Source organism: Methylocella sp. CPCC 101449 (genome assembly GCF_031921685.1).
Classification (GTDB): Bacteria; Pseudomonadota; Alphaproteobacteria; order Rhizobiales; family Beijerinckiaceae; genus Terripilifer.
The window spans coordinates 707,484-724,371 of sequence record NZ_JAPDHU010000002.1 but is presented as its reverse complement, the minus strand read 5'-3'; the positions used below and the strand labels follow the sequence as shown (position 1 = coordinate 724,371).

The window sequence follows — 16,888 nt, the reverse complement described above, 5'->3', positions numbered from 1 at the left end:
TCTGCCGCGGGCACTCTTGGTTCTGCGGCGGGCGCTTGCGGAGCGCGGGGCGCTCTCGGTGCTTCGCCGCTTGGCCGTTCCTGCCGATCTGGCCGTTCCTGACGTTGCTCGGGCGCTTGTCGCGCGGGCGCGTCCGGCCGTTCCGCCGGCGGCTTTGCAATGGACGGCCTTTCTCCGAGCGGTCTCTCTCCGGGTCCGTCACGTCGCTGCGATGGCGCGGAAGGCTCGGCCTGGGCCATCTTCAGGGGGAGCGCGGCAGCCTCGCCGACAATGAATGAGGGAAGAGCAACCCCTACAAGAAGAAAGAATTTAAGCCGCTTCATCGAAGTCCTTTCATCGCGGAGATCAAACTAATCGCGCGCAGGCCGCCATGGCGAAGCCCTGGTTGGTCACAAAGGAAGCAATCGACGAGACGGGACTCTGGTTCCCTCCAAGATATCCACACACGGCCTTGCGAAACCGCGCGTGCTTCATAACGCTCAACTTTTCGGCGAGCTCGCGCGTTAAAATTGATCCGCGCAATATCGGCTCATGAAATGTGAAACAGCGTCAGGACGCGCGAAGAGACGAATCGTCGCGCATGCACAGATCACTTGGCTCTGATGATTCCACGCAGATCCGCGCTCAACGCGTCCAAAACAATGCGGATTTTCGGCGGTAGAAAGCTGCGCGATACATAAGCGAGCGTAACGGTCAGTCCGTCAGGGCGAAATTGCGGCAGCAGGCGTTTGACTTGCCCCGTTCCAATCTCATCTTGGAAAAACCATTCGGGCATGAGCGCGATCCCCGCACCGCTCAAGCAAGCTTGTTTGACGACGTCGGCATTGTTCGATTGCAACCGTCCGGTGACTGCAATCCGGCGGCGGCCGGATGAAGTGGCAAAAGCCCAATCGGAGCCAGCATCGGGATTGAGATAGATGAGACATTGGTGAGAGGCCAAGGCTTCCAATGTCGTTGGCTCCCCCGCGTGCTTGAGATAGTCAGGGGATGCGACAACCACGCGCGGGAAATTGCCGACGCGTTTGGCGATCATGCTGCCGGAAACTGTTCCGAAACGGATCGCCATATCGATGCCCTGTTCAACAAGATCTTCCGCGAGATCGCCGGTCACAATCTCCAGCCGAAGCGCCGGATATTTTGCCAGGATACGGTTCGCGCTCTCGACCAGGTACCGTCGCGCGAAGGCCGAAGGACTGCCTATTTTGACAAGACCGCTCGGCAGCCCCTTCCCGCTGCCAATTTGCGCTTCGACTTCGGCCAGATCGTCCAGCATGCGCAAAGCGAAAGTCAGGAAGCGGCTGCCCTCTTCCGTCAGGCGGACGCGACGGGTCGTGCGGCTCAGCAGCCTGACGTCGAGACGCGCCTCCAACAAGGCGATCTGCTTGCTGATCCGCGATTGCGTGACATCAAGCTCCTCGGCGGCACGAGAAAAGCTGTGAGACTGCGCAACCCGCACAAAAGCGCCGAGCGCGGCCAGAAAATCCATGGCACACCATTCATTCCAGTTAGGAATATAAATTAGTTCTCAATTTGCCTTTTTTGGCAAGCCTCGCCTGTTCATTGTGGCCGCAACGTCATTCCTGGAGGCGATACGGACATGCTGACGCTCTATCACCACAACATCTCGGTCTGCGCACAGAAGGTGAGGATCGCGTTCGACGAAAAGCAGCTCGCCTATGAAGGAAAAGAGATCGACCTGATGGCCGGCGAACATCTCGAGCCCGCCTTCCTTGCCATCAATCCCAAAGGCCTTGTTCCCGTCCTTGTTCATGACGAGGAGACGATCTGCGAGTCGACCGTCATTCTCGAATATATCGAGGACGTTTTCCCCGAACATCCACTGCGCCCCGCCGCACCAGCCGCGCGCGCCAGGATGCGCACATGGACCAAGGTGCCTGACGAAGGCCTCCACATCGCCTGCGCCTCGGTCACCTATGCCTCGGCCTTCGTTCATCAATTGCGCGCCCACCATGACAAGACGCAATGGGAAGAGCGGATCGCCAAACTGCCCGATCGGTTCAGGGCGGCCCGTCAGAAACAGATTCTCGAACAGGAATTCGATGCACCGTTCGTCCGGGACGCAGTGCTGCTCCACGACAAAGTGCTGAAGGACATGAACGTCGTGCTCGGCCATCAACCCTGGCTCGCAGGCGACGAATTCTCGCTCGCCGACGTGGCGATCATTCCCTATGTGACCCGTCTCGAACGGCTCGGTCTCGACGGCATGTGGGCCGATCGGCCCAATGTCGCGCGCTGGTTCGAAGCCACCCGGGCACGACCGAGTTTCGATACGGCTATCACGGCCTTCCGCTCCAACGCTTACGACGACGAACTTAAAAAACATGGGATCGATGTTTGGCCGCTCGTCGAACGGCTGCTGGCCGCATAAGCCGCGCGTTCAAAAGAATCTAGCAACACGCATGTGATGAGGAGATGGCTCCATGAAAGCATTACACGTCGGTGCGATGGCCGCACTCCTGACTTTGACGGCTCCCCTGCCAAGTCACGCTCTCGAAAAGATCAACTTCCTTATTGCCGCTCCTCTGGCTTTGCCCGCCTTCGGCCCGCTGATCATGGCCAAGGAAAACGGCTATTACAAAGAGGCCGGATATGAGGTGGAATTCCATACCGCGCGCGGCGGGCTTGATATCGCCAAACAGGTTGGAGTTGGAAACGCCGAATTCGGATTGTCGCTGGGAGATGCACCGATCGTCGTTCGTGGCAATGGAATTCCGATCAAGGTCGTAGCGACGCTTGGCGGCGGGGCACTCGGCATTATTGTTGCCCGGAAAGATCGCAATATCGGAAAAGTCGAAGATCTTCGCGGTAAGAACATATCCGTCATGTCGTTTCAGGAAGCGAATTTCTATGCCGCGTTAAGCGCGTTGGAAAAGGTCGGGATCGGCAAAAGCGACGCGAATATTCAAGCGGTCGGGCCTACTGGAGTGATCGGCCTGGTACTTGCCGGTGCGGTCGATGCCTGCATTTGCACGCCGGATTGGGAAGTCGCCGTGCAAGACGGCGTCTCGCAGACGATATCGTTTCCCCTCAAGGATCATACGGCAACGACAGCGCAGGCCATCGTCGCATCCGATGACATGATCGCCAAGAAACCCGAAATGGTTCGCGCCATCGTTCAAGCCACATTGAAGGGCATGCGGTTCGTTATGGACGATCCGGAAGCGGCAACGAAAATCTATATCCGCAGCGTTCCCTCTTTCGACGGAAAGGAGGATGTGGTGCTTCGCATGTTCAAGAATTTTATCGAACGCACCTATAAAGGGCAGAAGACGATCGGGGAGACCGATCCCGAGTTGCTGGCTCAAATTCAGAAAAGCTATGTGAATCTCGGCATCGTTTATAAGGAAGCGCCCGTCGATACATTCTATTCGAATGCATTCGTCAAATGAGAGCCGGCTGCTTCCAAGCCCGTCACTCCCCCGAGAAATGGCGCATCACGCTCGCCAGTTTGTTTCGCAGATGATCGCTCAGGATGACGGCGAGGCGCGGTCCATCGCGGTTCTGCAGCGCCGCCAGGATAAGTTCGTGTTCTGCGATGGCGGCGCGCCAGCGGTCTGAATCGTCGTTAGCCATGTAGCGGGCGCGATGGATGCGTCCGGCCAGCATCTGATGGGTCGCGACCAAAGTCTCGTTGCCCGAGCCGACCAGAATGGCGCGATGAATGGCTTGGTTGAGTTTGAAGTAAGTCGGCCGATCCCCTGCCTTGAAACTTTCGACCATCTGATCGTGCAGTTTCGCAACGGCTTCGATCTCGGCATCGCTCATCCGCGCGCAGGCCAAGGAGCCTGAAAGCGCCTCGAGCGCGCCCATGATCGGAAACACCTCTTCAAGGTCAGCGCGCGTGAGCGCCGCGACTGTGGCGCCCCTGTTCTGATTGAGGCTGATCAACCCTTCCGAAGCCAAGACTTTAAGGGCTTCGCGCAGCGGCGTGCGGGAGACGCCGAACCGTTCGCACAACTCGCGCTCGGGGACCTTCCTGCCCGCCGGCAGCGCGCCCTCCACGATCATGTCGCGCAACCGCGCCGCCAGTTCCTCATGGAGGCTGCGGCGGGAGATGGGCGCCACCATCACATCCGCGGTCGAATTCGCATCCATCGGCATCAGCCGGCCTCTCGCTTGACTCTCAAAAACGAATTATGCATTCATAATTCAAATAATCAATGGGAGGTCGCTTTGACAGGGCGCCATTTTTTGCAGATTCCCGGCCCGACCAACGTTCCGGACCGCGTGTTGCAAGCCATCGGGCGCCCGACGATCGATCATCGCGGTCCCGATTTCGCCGAACTGACCCATGGCGTGCTCGCCGGGCTAAAAAAGCTTTGCGATTGCTCGGGCGACGTCTTCCTCTACCCGGCCTCGGGAACGGGCGCTTGGGAAGCGGCGCTGGTCAATACCACCTCACCCGGCGACACCGTTCTCATGTATGAGACCGGCCACTTCGCGAAGCTGTGGAGCGAGCTGGCGCAAAACCTTGGTCTCAAGGCCCAGGTCATTGCGGGCTCCTGGCGCAGCGGCGCTGACGCCAACGCCATTGCGGATGCTCTGCGGCAAGACATCAACCATCAGATCCGCGCGGTCTGCGTCGTCCATAACGAAACCTCAACCGGCTGCGTCAGCCCGATCGCCGAGGTGCGCGCGGCCTTGGACGCGGCCGGCCACCCTGCTCTTCTTTTGGTCGATACGATCTCCTCGCTCGGCTCCATCCCTTACAGCCATGATCGTTTCGGTGCCGACGTGACGATCGGCTGTTCGCAAAAAGGTCTGATGCTGCCGCCCGGCCTGTCGTTCAACGCGGTCGGTGCCAAGGCCATGGACGCGGCGAAACAGGCGCGCATGACGCGCTCCTACTGGTCCTGGCCTGCCATGGCGGTGGCCAACCGTTCCGGCGCCTTCCCTTACACGCCCTCGACCAATCTGCTCTTTGGCCTGCGCGAAGCCCTGGCGATTTTCGAGGAGGAAGGTCTGGCATCCATCCTCGCGCGCCATGCCCGGCACGCCGCCGCCACGCGCGCTGCCGTCGAAGCCTGGGGGCTCGAGACGGTTTGCACCACGCCAAGCCATCATTCATCATCGCTGACGGCCGTCTTCCTGCCTGAAGGACATTCGGCCGATGCCTTCCGCGCCGCCGTCCTCAAGACATTCAACATGTCGCTGGGCAATGGCCTTTCGCGCCTCGCCGACAAAGTGTTCCGGATCGGTCATCTGGGCGACTTCAACGATCTGATGCTCGCCGGCACGTTGTCCGGCGTGGAAATGGGATTGGCGCTGTGTCAGGCGCCCCATCGCGCGGGTGGCGTTCAGGCGGCCCTCGCGCATTTGCAAAAGAGCCTGATCTGAAAAACAAGGCCGAAGAAACGCTGGCAAAGAAACGCCGCAGAGGAAACGCCGCATGAGCACGTATACGTTAAAGCGCGAAATTCCGATCGAGGACGAATTCGATCTCGTCGTCGCCGGCGGCGGGCCGGCCGGAACGGCCGCGGCCGTCTGTGCCGCGCGTCTCGGCGCCAAGGTTCTGCTGCTGGAAGCCACCGGCTGCCTCGGCGGCATGGGCACGTCGGGCCTCGTGACGACCTTCGGACCTGTCTCCGACGGCAAGCAAATGCTGGTCGGCGGCCTCATGAAGCAGATCGTCTTGGCCTTGCAGCAGCGCGGCCAGCTCGGCCCGCATGTCGTGCCGGAATATCTGCATAGCCAGCTCAACCGCTGGGTGCCTTTCAAACCGGAAGGCTTGAAGCGGCTGCTCGATGAACTGGTGCAGGATGCTGGCGTCGACGTGCGTTTCTTCACCCGCGTCATTGATGCGGAAGTGACGGACACGAAGATCGACGGTGTCGTCATCAGCAATGTGGAGGGCTATCGCTATATTCGCGCCAAAACCTACATCGATGCGACGGGCGATGCCGCTTTGTCCGATCTCTGCGGCGCCGAATGCAAGGTCATCCTGCGCGACATCGATGCGGTGGCGCCGAGCACGCTATGTTCGCTTTACTCCGGCGTGAACTGGGACGATCCGGCCTATGGCGAGGATTGGCGCGGCATCGATGCGGCGAAAGCGCTGTCGAAGAAGCTTCTCCTCAAGGCTATTGACGACGAGCATTTCACGCAGCCCGATCGGTTCATGCCGGGCATGAACAAGATCGGTAAACAGGCGGCGCAGCTCAACGGCGGCCATGTCTTCAACTTGAACGGGCTCGATGTGCGGTCGCTGTCGGACGGCATGATCTTCGGGCGCAAGCTCGCGGTCGAATATGAGTCCTTCTTCCGAAAATATATGCCGGGCTGCGAAAACATCGAACTGCTGACGACGGCGCCGGTCATGGGCGTGCGCGATACGCGGCGCATCGTCGGCGAATTTGAACTGTTGTTCGAGGACTATACCAGCGGCCGGCAATTTCCCGATCAGATCGCCGTCTATAACCGGCCGACAGACGTGCATCCGACCGATACGTCGGAAAAAGAGTTCAAACGGTTCACCCAGGATTTTGAGGGCAAGCATGGGCTGGGTGTCGGGCAAAGCCTCGGCATTCCCTATAGCATTCTCGTTCCGAAGGGATGGACGAACCTCTGGGTCGCCGGCCGCTGTCATTCCAGCGACACCAAGGTGCATGGCTCCATTCGCGCGCAATCGGCCGCCTATATGATGGGCCAAGCGGCCGGCACCGCGGCCGTGCAAAGCATCGCCACCGGGCAACCCGCGTGCGATCTCGATACCGAGGACCTGGTGCTGCGCCTGCGCGAGCAAGGCGCCAACCTGCCGCAAGCCACATTAAGCAAAACCATGACGCGTTGACACGATCGGGGAGGATCGCATGCAACTGAGGAAACCGGCGCTCACCGCCATATTGGCCATCACGACGTTGACACTAGCCGCCACTCGCGCCAGCGCGACGGACGGCTATTACGCCGGCAAGACCGTGACGATTTTAGTCGGCACGGACGAGTCCGGCGGCTACAGTTTGTATTCGCGCCTCATCGCCTCTTATCTCGGCCGCTATCTGCCGGGATCCCCGACCGTCATCGTGCGCAACATGCCGGGCGCCGGCGGCAGCACCGCCGCCGCTTATATGACGCGGCAGGCGCCGCGCGATGGCACCATCATCGCGACAATCCCCGCGAACGCGATGATGGATCGCCTGTTCGGCCGCAAGGTTCAGGCCGACCCCACCCAATTCAGCTTTATCGGCGGCGCCGAACGTGGCTCACGTCTCTGCCTCACCTCGGCGCGCTCGGACGTGAAGACATTGCAAGAGGCGATGACACGAAAGGCGGTCATCGGCACGACGGCGCAAGGCAGTCCGACCACCGACTATGCCAACTCGCTCAAACGATCGACGGGTGTGAAGTTCGACATCGTCTATGGCTATAGCGGACCAGGCAGTCTGTATTACGCCATGGAACGCGGCGAGATCGATGGTGTGTGCGGTGTCGACTGGACCGCGCTGAAAGCGCAAAAGCCGAACTGGGTGCGCGACAAGACCGTCAACATCCTCGTCCAGTTCAACGAGAGCCCGAACGACGAACTTCAAGCGCTCGGCGTGCCCCAACCCTGGTCGCTCATAAAGAACGACCTCGATCGGCAAGCCGTTCTCATGATGGTCAACTTCCAGCAGGCTTTCGGCAAAGCCTATATCGCCCCGCCGCAGACACCAGAGGAACATCTGGCACTTCTGCGAACAGGCTTCGCCGAGGTCTTGCAGGACAAGCAGTTTCTCGCCGATGCGGAGAAGCAGCAGCTCGAGATCTACAGCGTGAAGGCCGATGAGGTCCAGGAAACGGTGCTCAAACTCTACCGCGCACCCCAGGCGGTCGTCGACCGTCTCAAGGAGCTGACGGGAGAGTAGCCAATATAACTGGAGCAAGCATGTAATCTGCCGAGGCGCCTTCCGGCAGAATTAATACGCATAAATGCTGCATGCTTATTTGTGTTGTACTTACTTGGAATGAGAGTATGGTCTCAGGTGCAGTTGATGCGAGAGTGGTTTGCCCCGCGCACCTAACTGATCCGCCCATCGCGAGGGAGGAGAAAGCCCGCCGCAGGTTTCATTCCACCTGAACGCGGTCTTGGAGGAGCCTGGTTCGCTGGGCTCCTTTACTTTGAATGGCAGAGAAAGCTGCTTCTAGCATCATGTCGACGCATTCAAAGTAGCCCGTATCGAAGTGAACTTATTCACTTCACCGTGCCGGGCCGCCGAACAGGATCGCGAAATGGGAAAGTTAGAGACGTTCTTCTACTGGGCCATGGCGATCCTGGCCGCGCTTTTTCTGGCCGTCGTCGTTTATTTGCGCGTGATATTGAATTTGACGTCGCTTTGATTTGAAGCCATCGGAACGCATCAGGGCTTGGCGTTAGAAACTCAAGATAACCAGAGGCGAAGGATGATCTTCCGAAGGATTCTTATTTCACACGCCACAACTGAAAACCGTTGTCTAAAATGGCTTTCTCAATAATGTCTCGTGGCAACCCGTAAGGTGGGCTTTTATCAGCCCGCACGACACCAACGCCTATCCAAGGACCAAAACGCTTAGGCAGTTTTTCGCCGGAAGAATCGTCGGAAAATGCTCTTAGCTCTTTCTTGAAGTCCGATTTGAACATGAAAAGGCGCATTCTCGAAAAGTCCTTCGACCGAGTGCATGAATGCTTCGCCTCATAGACAATGATCAATTGCATAGCGTGCAGTGAAGCTTGGCACTCTGTCTTTTCGCAATCGCCACGGTGTCTTGTATCAGTTGGAATTCAAAGTAGATAGATGGATCAGGTCTCACTTCCAACACAAACGACGCGCATCTTGTTTTGAGCAAGTCGATCTTGCCTGCTGATTTTTTGAGTCCGTCCCAGCGACCTCACGATTTCCCCTTACAAAATCGATCTCGCGCCGTGTGAGTACGGTACGCTACTCTCGATTCAACGCGGGAATTCGCCATGACGAACGGGATCGTGAAGTTTTTCGACATCGGCAGAGGATTTGGATTCATTGAACCGGAGAATGGCGGCAAAGACGTTTTTGTCCATATATCAGCCATGGAACAAGCGGGGATTCGCGCTCCGACAAAAGGCGAGAAACTTCGGTTTGATGCTGTGGTCGGCAGCAACGGAAAAGTCGCGGCGCAAAATATCAGTCGCCAAGAAGACTAGTGCTTGGGCCTGTGACCACGGATGTACTGGCACAGTCCATACAAGCGCTCAGGAGAAGACCGGATTTTTCCGGTCTTCTTTTTTGGGATTTCAATATGAGTCCTATTGAACGCAAAGCGGCAGCAAGCCTCGCATTAGCGGGGATGTTCTGGATTTTCACGGTGATATGGCATTGGCTGGCCTAGCCAACGTTTTTCAACGATCTGACTCGTAGATCGGCCAAGATGCATCTCTGCTTGGAATGGCCGACCTCCACTGCATCGCTGATCAGTCAGGTGCAGATCATCAGATTGACCCACTCCAAGCCTTCGCCGAACACCGGCTTTTGGATCAGGCTTCGATAGCAGTTCGAAGGGATCGGCTGTTCTGGCGCAGCGGGAGCCGCTTGGTGTTCAGCCGGCACTGTATAATGGACCGGATGATGGACGACGGCATGAGATGCCGCGGCCGCCGCAAATGCTGAAGAGGTTGCAAAGCCCGGAACGAGAGCAACAGCAACGACAGCTACGGCAAGTTTTGGACGATCGAACATGGCGATTCTCCCTGTTTGTTTCTCGATGCCTCAACTGCTCCACAATTGCGAACGCACTTCGGCTTAATTTTGTCAGGCCTGCCATCGTGCATGAACATTCGGTAATGCGATGAAAAGGCGGCGAAAGACTTATCACTGTGCCGCAGCTAGTTCATGAATTAACATCTCGCGTCGCGATGATTAACAATCGCGCTTTTGTGATTGTCATTCGTGGCGAAAAGAACGCGCTCATTTTACCCGCTTCAAAATTTTTTACCTTCGTTTCATCGGGCAACGTCGCACCGGCGGCGTTGTAAATCACGGAGACAGCATCCAATCGATGAGAGGCATCGCTTCTCCTCTCGACCTGTTACCGACATATGCCCCTTCCATCGCATCGACATCGCGACTTCATGCAAATGTTTGCGCAATCATCCTTCGCCAATGGCGGAATGAAATGTTCACACCCTGGCGCATTCTTTTTTCCGCATTGCTCTGGTCAACGACTGAAATTTCGTATCATCATCACGGATCACGATAGTGGGGGAGGAGACCATGGATCGTCGCGAGATCATTGCCGGACTGACGGCCATTTCGGCAGGCGCGTGCCTGCCTCAGTTCGCTGCCGCACAGAGTGCCTGGCCCGAGCAGAACATCACGATGATCGTGCCCTTCCCGCCTGGCGGACAGGCCGATCTGGCGGCGCGGCCGGTCGCGCAATCGCTGGAGAAATTGCTCGGGCGATCCATCGTGGTCGATAATCGCGGTGGTGGCGGCGGCGCGATCGGCAATGCCGCGACCGCACGCGCGACCCCAGACGGCTATACGCTGCTGATGACCTTGTCTTCTCTCGCCGTGCTGCCGGAGGCCGCGCGCCTGTTCGACCGGCCGTCACCCTATGAAGTCACGCAGCTTGCCCCCATCGCCCGTGTCTTGGCCGACCCGACCTTGCTCGCCGTTCCTGCTTCTTCGCCCTGGAAGACGCTGAAGGATTTCGTCGCTGACGCGAAAGCCAATCCCGGCACGATTTCCTACGGCTCGTCGGGGTCCTACGGCACGCTGCATATCGCCATGGAAATGTTCGCGGCCTCGGCCGGCATCAAACTGCTGCATGTTCCCTATCGCGGCGCCGGGCCCGCGTTGAACGATCTGCTCTCCGGCCAGCTCAAGGCGCTTGCCTCGGCACCAGGCGTCTTGAAGCCGCATGTCGATTCGGGCGCTTTGCGCGTTCTCGCCAACTGGGGCGCACAGCGCATTCCCTCCTTCCCCGACCTGCCGACCTTCAAGGAGTTGGGCTACGACGATGTGGAGTTTTACATCTGGGCCGGATTGTTCGCACCGAACGGCCTGCCCGCCGCCGTCACGCGCAAGCTCGAAGACGCGATGAAGACGACCATGGCCGATCCGGCGATCCAGCAGATCTTCGAGAAAGCAGGAAGTCCGCCGGCCTATCAAGACGCCGTCGCCTTCAAGGCCTTCGTCGAAGCCGACAGCGCCCGGCTGATCGCTGCGACCAAAAAGATCGGCAAGGTGGAATAGCCGGTGCAAGCGCCATGGCGTAAAGGGAACTTGAAATTCGCACCGTCAACTCATCCATATATCTTTCTGGAAAAGCACGGACGCTAGGGCGCTTGATCGTCGATCAACAATATGGCGCAGAGAGCGGCCGCCATCGCCAGTGCGGCGCCCGCCATCGCTGCGAGATGAAACGCGCCGATGAGCGCCGCTCCCGTCGCCGACAGAACGATCCCTAAAAGCGCTGTCGCAACCAAAGCGCCGACGCGCGCCAAAGCGCTGTTGAGGCCCGAAGCCGATCCGGTGTGTTGTTCATCCACCGACCCCAGAACAGCTGTCGTCAGGGGTGCCACCGCGCATGACATGCCGAGCGCGATGACGAAAAGCGCGGGAAAGACGGTCATCCAATAATCGGCATCCGCGCCGACGCGCAGCAACAGCAGATGCCCCACCGCGACCCCTATGGATCCTACGGCGAGCGGAAGCTTCGGGCCGACGCGACCGGAGAAGGCGCCGATCATCGGCGAAGCGACCGCCATCACCAGCGGAAAAGGCAGCATCGCCGCTCCCGCTGCCGTCGCCGAATATTGGGCCGATTGGATCAGCACGTAAGGCAGAAGAACCAGCAGCCCGCCGAGCGCCCCATATAAAAGCAATGTCAGAAGCGACAATCCAACAAAAGTCGTCGACGCAAACAGCGCAAGCGGCATCATGGCATGATCGCCCCGTCGGCCTTCGAGAACGATGAACCCGACGAGAAGCGCGCTTCCCAGAGTAACCGCGACGACCGCAGGCGAGGTCCATCCTGTTGGTCCCGAGCCGATCGTGAGGCCCCAGGTCAATGCGCCCAATGCGACCGCGGCTAACATGCTGCCGGCCACATCCAATGGGCCCTTCGCGCCGTCAGTGCGCGGCACGCGAATATAGGCCAAGGCCAGTGCGATGGCGGCCAGCGCCAGCGGAAGGTTGATCAGGAAAATGGCGCGCCATCCGGTAAGATCAATCAACCATCCGCCAAGCACCGGCCCCACGGCGCCCATGATCGCACCAGCCGCCGCCCAGATGCCGATAGCCCGCCCACGCGCCTCGTCCGAAAAGGACTCGCCGAGGATCGCCAGACTATTGGGCAACAGGAGCGCGGCGCCCGTTCCTTGCAGAACCCGTCCGATCAACAACCACGAAAGCGTTGGCGCAAGTGCGCAGAGGAGCGACGAAGCCGCGAACAGCAGCATGCCCAAAATCAAAATCCGCCGCCGCCCAAAACGATCGCCAGCGCCACCGCCAAACAGCAGCAAGGCGCTCGCCGGCAATAGATAAGCGTTGATCACCCACTGGAGATCCGCCGAACCAACTTGGAACGAGGCTTCGATGGTCGGCAGGCCGACATTGACGACCGAACCGTCGACGAACGCCAGCCCCGACGCAAGGACCGTCGTCGCCAACACAAGATTGGGATGTTCAGCCGGAGAACGCGCCTGTTCTGCCTGGGCAGAAGCCACATCGCAGCTTGCATTCACACCGAAACTCATGCGGACCCGATCTCACACAGCTGTCGGCACGACGGGTATAGATCGTCGCGTCACGTCACATTGTCGCTTCGTATCCCTATGATATTAGGCCGAGGAGCGCACAAAAGAAATTACCCGGCTCAAAAGTGTCGGGACTGCAATCCGAAAACCATCATCGCGTAATACTCAGCACGCGCCTTACTTGTAAGATCTTGACGCGAGTGACAGATCGATATCTTCCAGCTAAGCCTGTGACAGGCTCCGGCAACGACACGCTCAGCATCTGGCTGGCTCAAATCATACCCCTAGGAGGGACGCCCCGTGCAACAATCCGCAACGATCAACATTGACGATTTGGTCGATAGTCAAAAAATCACGGGCTTCAATTGGCTTTTGGTTTTCTGGTGTTTCGTCATCACCCTCATCGACGGCTACGACATTTCGGCGGCGCCTGCGGCCGGCCCCTTCTTTGTGCGTGACTGGCACCTCGCTTCACCGGCGGCGCTGACATTCCCCTTCAGCGCGACTAATTTCGGCGTGCTGTTCGGTGCGCCGCTCTTTGGCTGGATCGGCGACCGTTACGGCCGGAAGATCGCGATCATCCTGTCGCTCATCGTCTTCGGTCTGTTTACGATGCTTGTCGCTGTGGCGAATTCTGTCGACCATCTCACCTGGGCGAGGTTCCTGACCGGCTTTGGAGTCGGCGGCGTGGTTTCAAACACGATCTCGCTGAACGCGGAAATGGCGCCGCGGCGCGTGCGCGCAACATTCATCATTCTGATGTTCATCGGCACAACGCTCGGCGGCATTTTTCCACCCATCGTCGCCAATACATTGGTCGCCACTTACGATTGGCCGATCATCTTCTGGATCGGCGGCATTGTGCCGCTCGTGATCGCCGCCCTCTCATTCTTCATTCTGCCCGAGTCGATCAAATATCTCAGCCTGGTTCCCTCGCGGCGGGCTGAGATGGTGCGTCTGGCGGCCCGCATGGGAACGACGATCGGACCTAACGACGTCATCGTCTCCGCAAGCCACAATCGGGACAAGGCGCGCTTCATCGATCTGTTCGTCGGTAAATTCGCGGTGATCACGCCGCTCATGTGGCTGCTGTTTGCGATCAACCTGATGGTGTTCTATTTCGTCAACATCTGGTTGCAGACGATCATCACCCCTGCCCTGATCAAGGCTGGCGGAAGTGCCGCCACGGCGCAGAATGCCGGCCTCATGTTCCAGCTCGGCGGCTCAGTCTGCGGGCTCGTCATGTGCCGGTTCGTCGACAAGATGGGATTGCGGCCGGTCATTCTGCTCATCCTTCTCGGCATCCCATCGACGGCCGCGATCGGATATTTGGCAACAACGCCCTGGCTGGTGTGGATCACCTTCGTCTCAGGATTTTGCCTGCTCGGCATCCAGTTCGGCCTCAATGCGACGGCGGGCATTATGTACCCGACCCACGTCCGTGCGCTGGGCGTTGGCTATGCTTTCGGCATCGGACGCTTCGGCGCCTTCGGCGGACCGGCACTGGGCGGCATGCTCATCGGAATGAACTTCCCACTCGAGCATCTCTACCTCATTGCCGCCGCACCGTTGGTCATCTCCGTCATCGCCTGCGTCGTGATGATATTTCTTCACGACACCGGCGCCGATGCTCCGTCCAACGAAACGGTGCTCGCCCATTAAAGGCCGGGCCAAAGCGCCACGGCAGCAGCGTAGACGGTTCGCCGCCTCCGCTGCTCGGGCGCGCAGCGCATTCCCTTCCGCAATCCGGCAGATCTTCGAGAAAGCTGAAAGTCCGCCGGCCTATCAAGACGCGGTCGCCTTCAAAGCCTTCGTCGAGGCCGATAGCGCCCGGCCGATCGCTGCGACCAGAAAGATCGGCAAGGTGGAATAGCTGGCCTATCCGAGTTGCCGGATTGGCTTCGAGCGCCCTGCCCGCGCATCTTATGGACACTTGACGGACTCCCTACTAGAAGGTAGACAGAACTATGAGCAACCTTACGACGACCTCCGACGACATTCTGCGTTGCGCCCGCTCGCTGACCATCGCAGGCGGGTACAACGGGTTTAGCTACGCGGACATTTCCCAGGTCGTGGGCATCCGCAAGGCGAGCATTCACCACCATTTTCCCAGCAAGGCCGAGTTGGTGCGCACCCTTGTGGTGCGATACCGCGAGGAAGCCGAGGTGGGGATCGCCGAGCTGGAACGCCATCATCCCGACCCGGTGGATCAGCTCCGCGCTTACACTGGCTTCTGGCGGGACTGCATCGCCGACGGGACCGTCACTTTTTGCGTCTGCGCCCTGCTGGCGAGCGAAATACCAGCGCTACCACCGGAAATCGCCTTGGAAGTCAGGGCTTATTTTCGGGCGCTTTCCGCATGGCTCACGTCCGTCATGGAACGCGGCGTAAAACAGGGGCAACTCACTCTGTCCGGCACTGCTCGATCCGAAGCAGAGTCATTCATGGCAACGGTGCACGGCGCCATGCTTTCGGCCCGCGCTTACGGCGACCCCTCGATCTTCGACGCGGTTACCCGCCCCCTCATCGAAAGACTTGTCGCGGCTCGCCAATGAACGAAGAGACCGGAGGCATCCATTTGACGATCAAGCCTACCATCTAATTGGTAGATTCCATTCCGGATTTGGGCCTCAAATCAGGCAAATCGCCCTCCAGATTTCATCCCTAACCTACCAACTAGTTGAAAGGTATCAATATGACCAACAGTTCAACCGATTTCGCTGACGCCGCTCAGGAGGAACGGCTCAAGTTCTATTACTTCGTCCGCGCGGGTTTCTCGGTCGTTTGGGTGGTGGCCGCCTTCACGCTGGCCCAGCATTCCTCGGCGCTCGCGAGCATCCTGCTCGTCGCCTATCCTGCCTGGGATGCGGCGGCGAACTTTGTCGATGCGGCACGCAGCGGCGGTCTGGGCAAAAATCGGACGCAGGCCATCAATGTTGCCGTTAGCGTTGCAACGACACTCGCCGTCATCCTGGCGCTGCAGTTCAGCATGAACTGGGTGCTCGCGGTGTTCGGCGCCTGGGCCATTCTCTCCGGCCTGTTGCAACTTGGCACCGCCCTTCGGCGCTGGAAGAGCTTTGGCGGGCAATGGGCGATGATCTTGAGTGGCGCTCAGTCGGCCTTGGCCGGCGCCTTTTTCATTTCACAGGCCCGCATGCCGGCGCCGCCGTCCGTCAGCAACGTGGCCGGCTATGCCGCGGTGGGCGCGGTTTATTTCCTGATCTCGGCCGTCTGGCTATCGGTGAAGGACCTGCGCCGCGAAGCTCAGTCGCCCTAAAGCAACATGAGCGATTGCTTTGGCAATCGCTCATCCTACGTCTTTCCGATTTCAAATTCCTTGGCTAGGCCGGCAGCACAACCACTTTCGTCTTGACCGGCGTTTGCGCATAGAGGTGCAGCATGTCCTGGCTGAGGAGACCGACGCAGCCGCTGGTAATACCTGAGCCGATCGAGTCGACATCGCTGCTGGCGTAGATCGTGTAGAGCGTGTAGCGGCCGTTCTGGTAGAGATAAAGCGTGCGCGCGCCGAGCGGATTGTCGAGACCACCTGGCATGCCACGGGCATATTTCGCTGCCTCGGGCTGGCGCTTGATCATTTCCTTGGGCGGTGTCCAGGTCGCCCATTCGCCCTTGCGCCCGACATAGGCGTCGCCGCTCCAGCGGAAGCCATCGCGACCGACATTGGCGCCGTAGCGGGTGGCGTTGCCGTCGCCTTCGATGCGGTAGACATGGTAGTTGCCGGGATCGACGATGATCGTACCGGGCGCTTCCTTGCTGTCGTAGCGCACCTTCCGACGATAGTATTTTGGATCGAGCTTGCTGATATCGGTTGCCGGGATCGGGAACTTTTCCTCGGGCACCGGCCCGTAGAGCGCCGTCGCCTCGGCGAAACTCATGCCGTCGGTCGTCGCGCAGCCGGCAAGTCCAAGCGCACCGAGACCGGCGGCCGAGCCGGCCAGAAACGACCGGCGGTTGAGAAGCGCCAACTGACGCCCAAGCGCAGTACCCTGGTTTCCTTTGCCAGCAGCGGCAATGCCATCGTCGATCATGATAAACTCGCAGAAACGCCTGACTAAGCTGAGATTGCCGTCACACGGGTCTATTGGCAAGGCCAGCAGGAACATGCTCGCATGCAGGTCTTATCAGACTGTTATTGAACAGGCCGATTAGGTTACACCC

The 16,888-nt window shown here is 59.1% G+C and carries 17 protein-coding genes; 10 read left to right on the top strand and 7 right to left on the bottom strand.

Features of this window, described 5'->3' with window-relative positions; genetic code table 11:
* Window positions 1–589: 589 nt before the first annotated feature.
* On the bottom strand, window positions 590–1,486 hold the full coding sequence (locus OIM99_RS14110; protein WP_311851058.1) for a LysR substrate-binding domain-containing protein: 897 nt from the start codon (window positions 1,484–1,486) through the stop codon (window positions 590–592).
* Between the two features lie 111 nt (window positions 1,487–1,597).
* Here OIM99_RS14110 and OIM99_RS14105 point away from each other — a divergent pair, with 111 nt between their 5' ends.
* Both OIM99_RS14105 and OIM99_RS14100 read left to right on the top strand, forming a co-directional pair.
* On the top strand, window positions 1,598–2,389 hold the full coding sequence (locus OIM99_RS14105; RefSeq protein WP_311851057.1) for a glutathione S-transferase family protein: 792 nt from the start codon (window positions 1,598–1,600) through the stop codon (window positions 2,387–2,389).
* Window positions 2,390–2,441: 52 nt separating this feature from the next.
* Window positions 2,442–3,410, top strand: a complete 969-nt coding sequence (locus tag OIM99_RS14100) for an ABC transporter substrate-binding protein (protein WP_311851056.1) — start codon at window positions 2,442–2,444, stop codon at window positions 3,408–3,410.
* Window positions 3,411–3,432: 22 nt separating this feature from the next.
* Here the strand turns inward: OIM99_RS14100 and OIM99_RS14095 are convergent, their stop codons facing one another.
* A complete protein-coding gene (locus OIM99_RS14095) occupies window positions 3,433–4,122 on the bottom strand; it encodes a GntR family transcriptional regulator (RefSeq protein WP_311851055.1) in 690 nt (229 codons plus the stop codon).
* A gap of 72 nt (window positions 4,123–4,194) precedes the next feature.
* Here OIM99_RS14095 and OIM99_RS14090 point away from each other — a divergent pair, with 72 nt between their 5' ends.
* Genes OIM99_RS14090 through OIM99_RS14080 form a run of 3 tightly spaced genes read left to right on the top strand, consistent with a single transcriptional unit; the run spans window position 4,195 to window position 7,862 of the window.
* Window positions 4,195–5,358 carry an aminotransferase class V-fold PLP-dependent enzyme gene (locus tag OIM99_RS14090; protein ID WP_311851054.1) on the top strand — a complete coding sequence of 388 codons (1,164 nt, stop codon included), beginning with the start codon at window positions 4,195–4,197 and terminating at the stop codon, window positions 5,356–5,358.
* A gap of 52 nt (window positions 5,359–5,410) precedes the next feature.
* Window positions 5,411–6,811, top strand: a complete 1,401-nt coding sequence (locus tag OIM99_RS14085) for an FAD-dependent oxidoreductase (protein WP_311851053.1) — start codon at window positions 5,411–5,413, stop codon at window positions 6,809–6,811.
* A 19-nt stretch (window positions 6,812–6,830) separates the two neighbouring features.
* Window positions 6,831–7,862 carry a hypothetical protein gene (locus OIM99_RS14080; protein ID WP_311851052.1) on the top strand — a complete coding sequence of 344 codons (1,032 nt, stop codon included), beginning with the start codon at window positions 6,831–6,833 and terminating at the stop codon, window positions 7,860–7,862.
* A 554-nt stretch (window positions 7,863–8,416) separates the two neighbouring features.
* On the opposite strand, the gene OIM99_RS14075 is transcribed toward OIM99_RS14080, so the two are convergent.
* Window positions 8,417–8,626: a hypothetical protein gene (locus tag OIM99_RS14075; protein WP_311851051.1), complete on the bottom strand. Its 210-nt coding sequence runs from the start codon at window positions 8,624–8,626 to the stop codon at window positions 8,417–8,419.
* Window positions 8,627–8,941: 315 nt separating this feature from the next.
* Here OIM99_RS14075 and OIM99_RS14070 point away from each other — a divergent pair, with 315 nt between their 5' ends.
* Window positions 8,942–9,154 carry a cold shock domain-containing protein gene (locus OIM99_RS14070; RefSeq protein ID WP_311851050.1) on the top strand — a complete coding sequence of 71 codons (213 nt, stop codon included), beginning with the start codon at window positions 8,942–8,944 and terminating at the stop codon, window positions 9,152–9,154.
* Window positions 9,155–9,425: 271 nt separating this feature from the next.
* On the opposite strand, the gene OIM99_RS14065 is transcribed toward OIM99_RS14070, so the two are convergent.
* Window positions 9,426–9,686 carry a hypothetical protein gene (locus OIM99_RS14065; protein WP_311851049.1) on the bottom strand — a complete coding sequence of 87 codons (261 nt, stop codon included), beginning with the start codon at window positions 9,684–9,686 and terminating at the stop codon, window positions 9,426–9,428.
* Between the two features lie 151 nt (window positions 9,687–9,837).
* Entirely contained in the window at window positions 9,838–9,987 is a 150-nt protein-coding gene (locus tag OIM99_RS14060) for a hypothetical protein (RefSeq protein WP_311851048.1), read from the bottom strand.
* Window positions 9,988–10,220: 233 nt separating this feature from the next.
* Between OIM99_RS14060 and OIM99_RS14055 the strand changes: the two genes are divergently transcribed.
* Window positions 10,221–11,204, top strand: coding sequence for a tripartite tricarboxylate transporter substrate binding protein (locus OIM99_RS14055; protein ID WP_311851047.1), 984 nt, complete (start codon window positions 10,221–10,223; stop codon window positions 11,202–11,204).
* A gap of 83 nt (window positions 11,205–11,287) precedes the next feature.
* Here the strand turns inward: OIM99_RS14055 and OIM99_RS14050 are convergent, their stop codons facing one another.
* Window positions 11,288–12,709 carry a DHA2 family efflux MFS transporter permease subunit gene (locus tag OIM99_RS14050; RefSeq protein ID WP_311851046.1) on the bottom strand — a complete coding sequence of 474 codons (1,422 nt, stop codon included), beginning with the start codon at window positions 12,707–12,709 and terminating at the stop codon, window positions 11,288–11,290.
* Window positions 12,710–13,009: 300 nt separating this feature from the next.
* Here OIM99_RS14050 and OIM99_RS14045 point away from each other — a divergent pair, with 300 nt between their 5' ends.
* The 3 genes from OIM99_RS14045 to OIM99_RS14035 all read left to right on the top strand — a co-directional run bounded on the left by OIM99_RS14045 (window position 13,010) and on the right by OIM99_RS14035 (window position 15,986).
* On the top strand, window positions 13,010–14,371 hold the full coding sequence (locus OIM99_RS14045) for an MFS transporter (RefSeq protein WP_311851045.1): 1,362 nt from the start codon (window positions 13,010–13,012) through the stop codon (window positions 14,369–14,371).
* Between the two features lie 305 nt (window positions 14,372–14,676).
* Entirely contained in the window at window positions 14,677–15,264 is a 588-nt protein-coding gene (locus OIM99_RS14040) for a TetR/AcrR family transcriptional regulator (RefSeq protein ID WP_311851044.1), read from the top strand.
* Window positions 15,265–15,404: 140 nt separating this feature from the next.
* Window positions 15,405–15,986, top strand: a complete 582-nt coding sequence (locus OIM99_RS14035; protein WP_311851043.1) for a DUF308 domain-containing protein — start codon at window positions 15,405–15,407, stop codon at window positions 15,984–15,986.
* Window positions 15,987–16,050: 64 nt separating this feature from the next.
* On the opposite strand, the gene OIM99_RS14030 is transcribed toward OIM99_RS14035, so the two are convergent.
* Window positions 16,051–16,758, bottom strand: a complete 708-nt coding sequence (locus tag OIM99_RS14030; RefSeq protein WP_311851042.1) for a L,D-transpeptidase — start codon at window positions 16,756–16,758, stop codon at window positions 16,051–16,053.
* Window positions 16,759–16,888 lie beyond the last annotated feature (130 nt).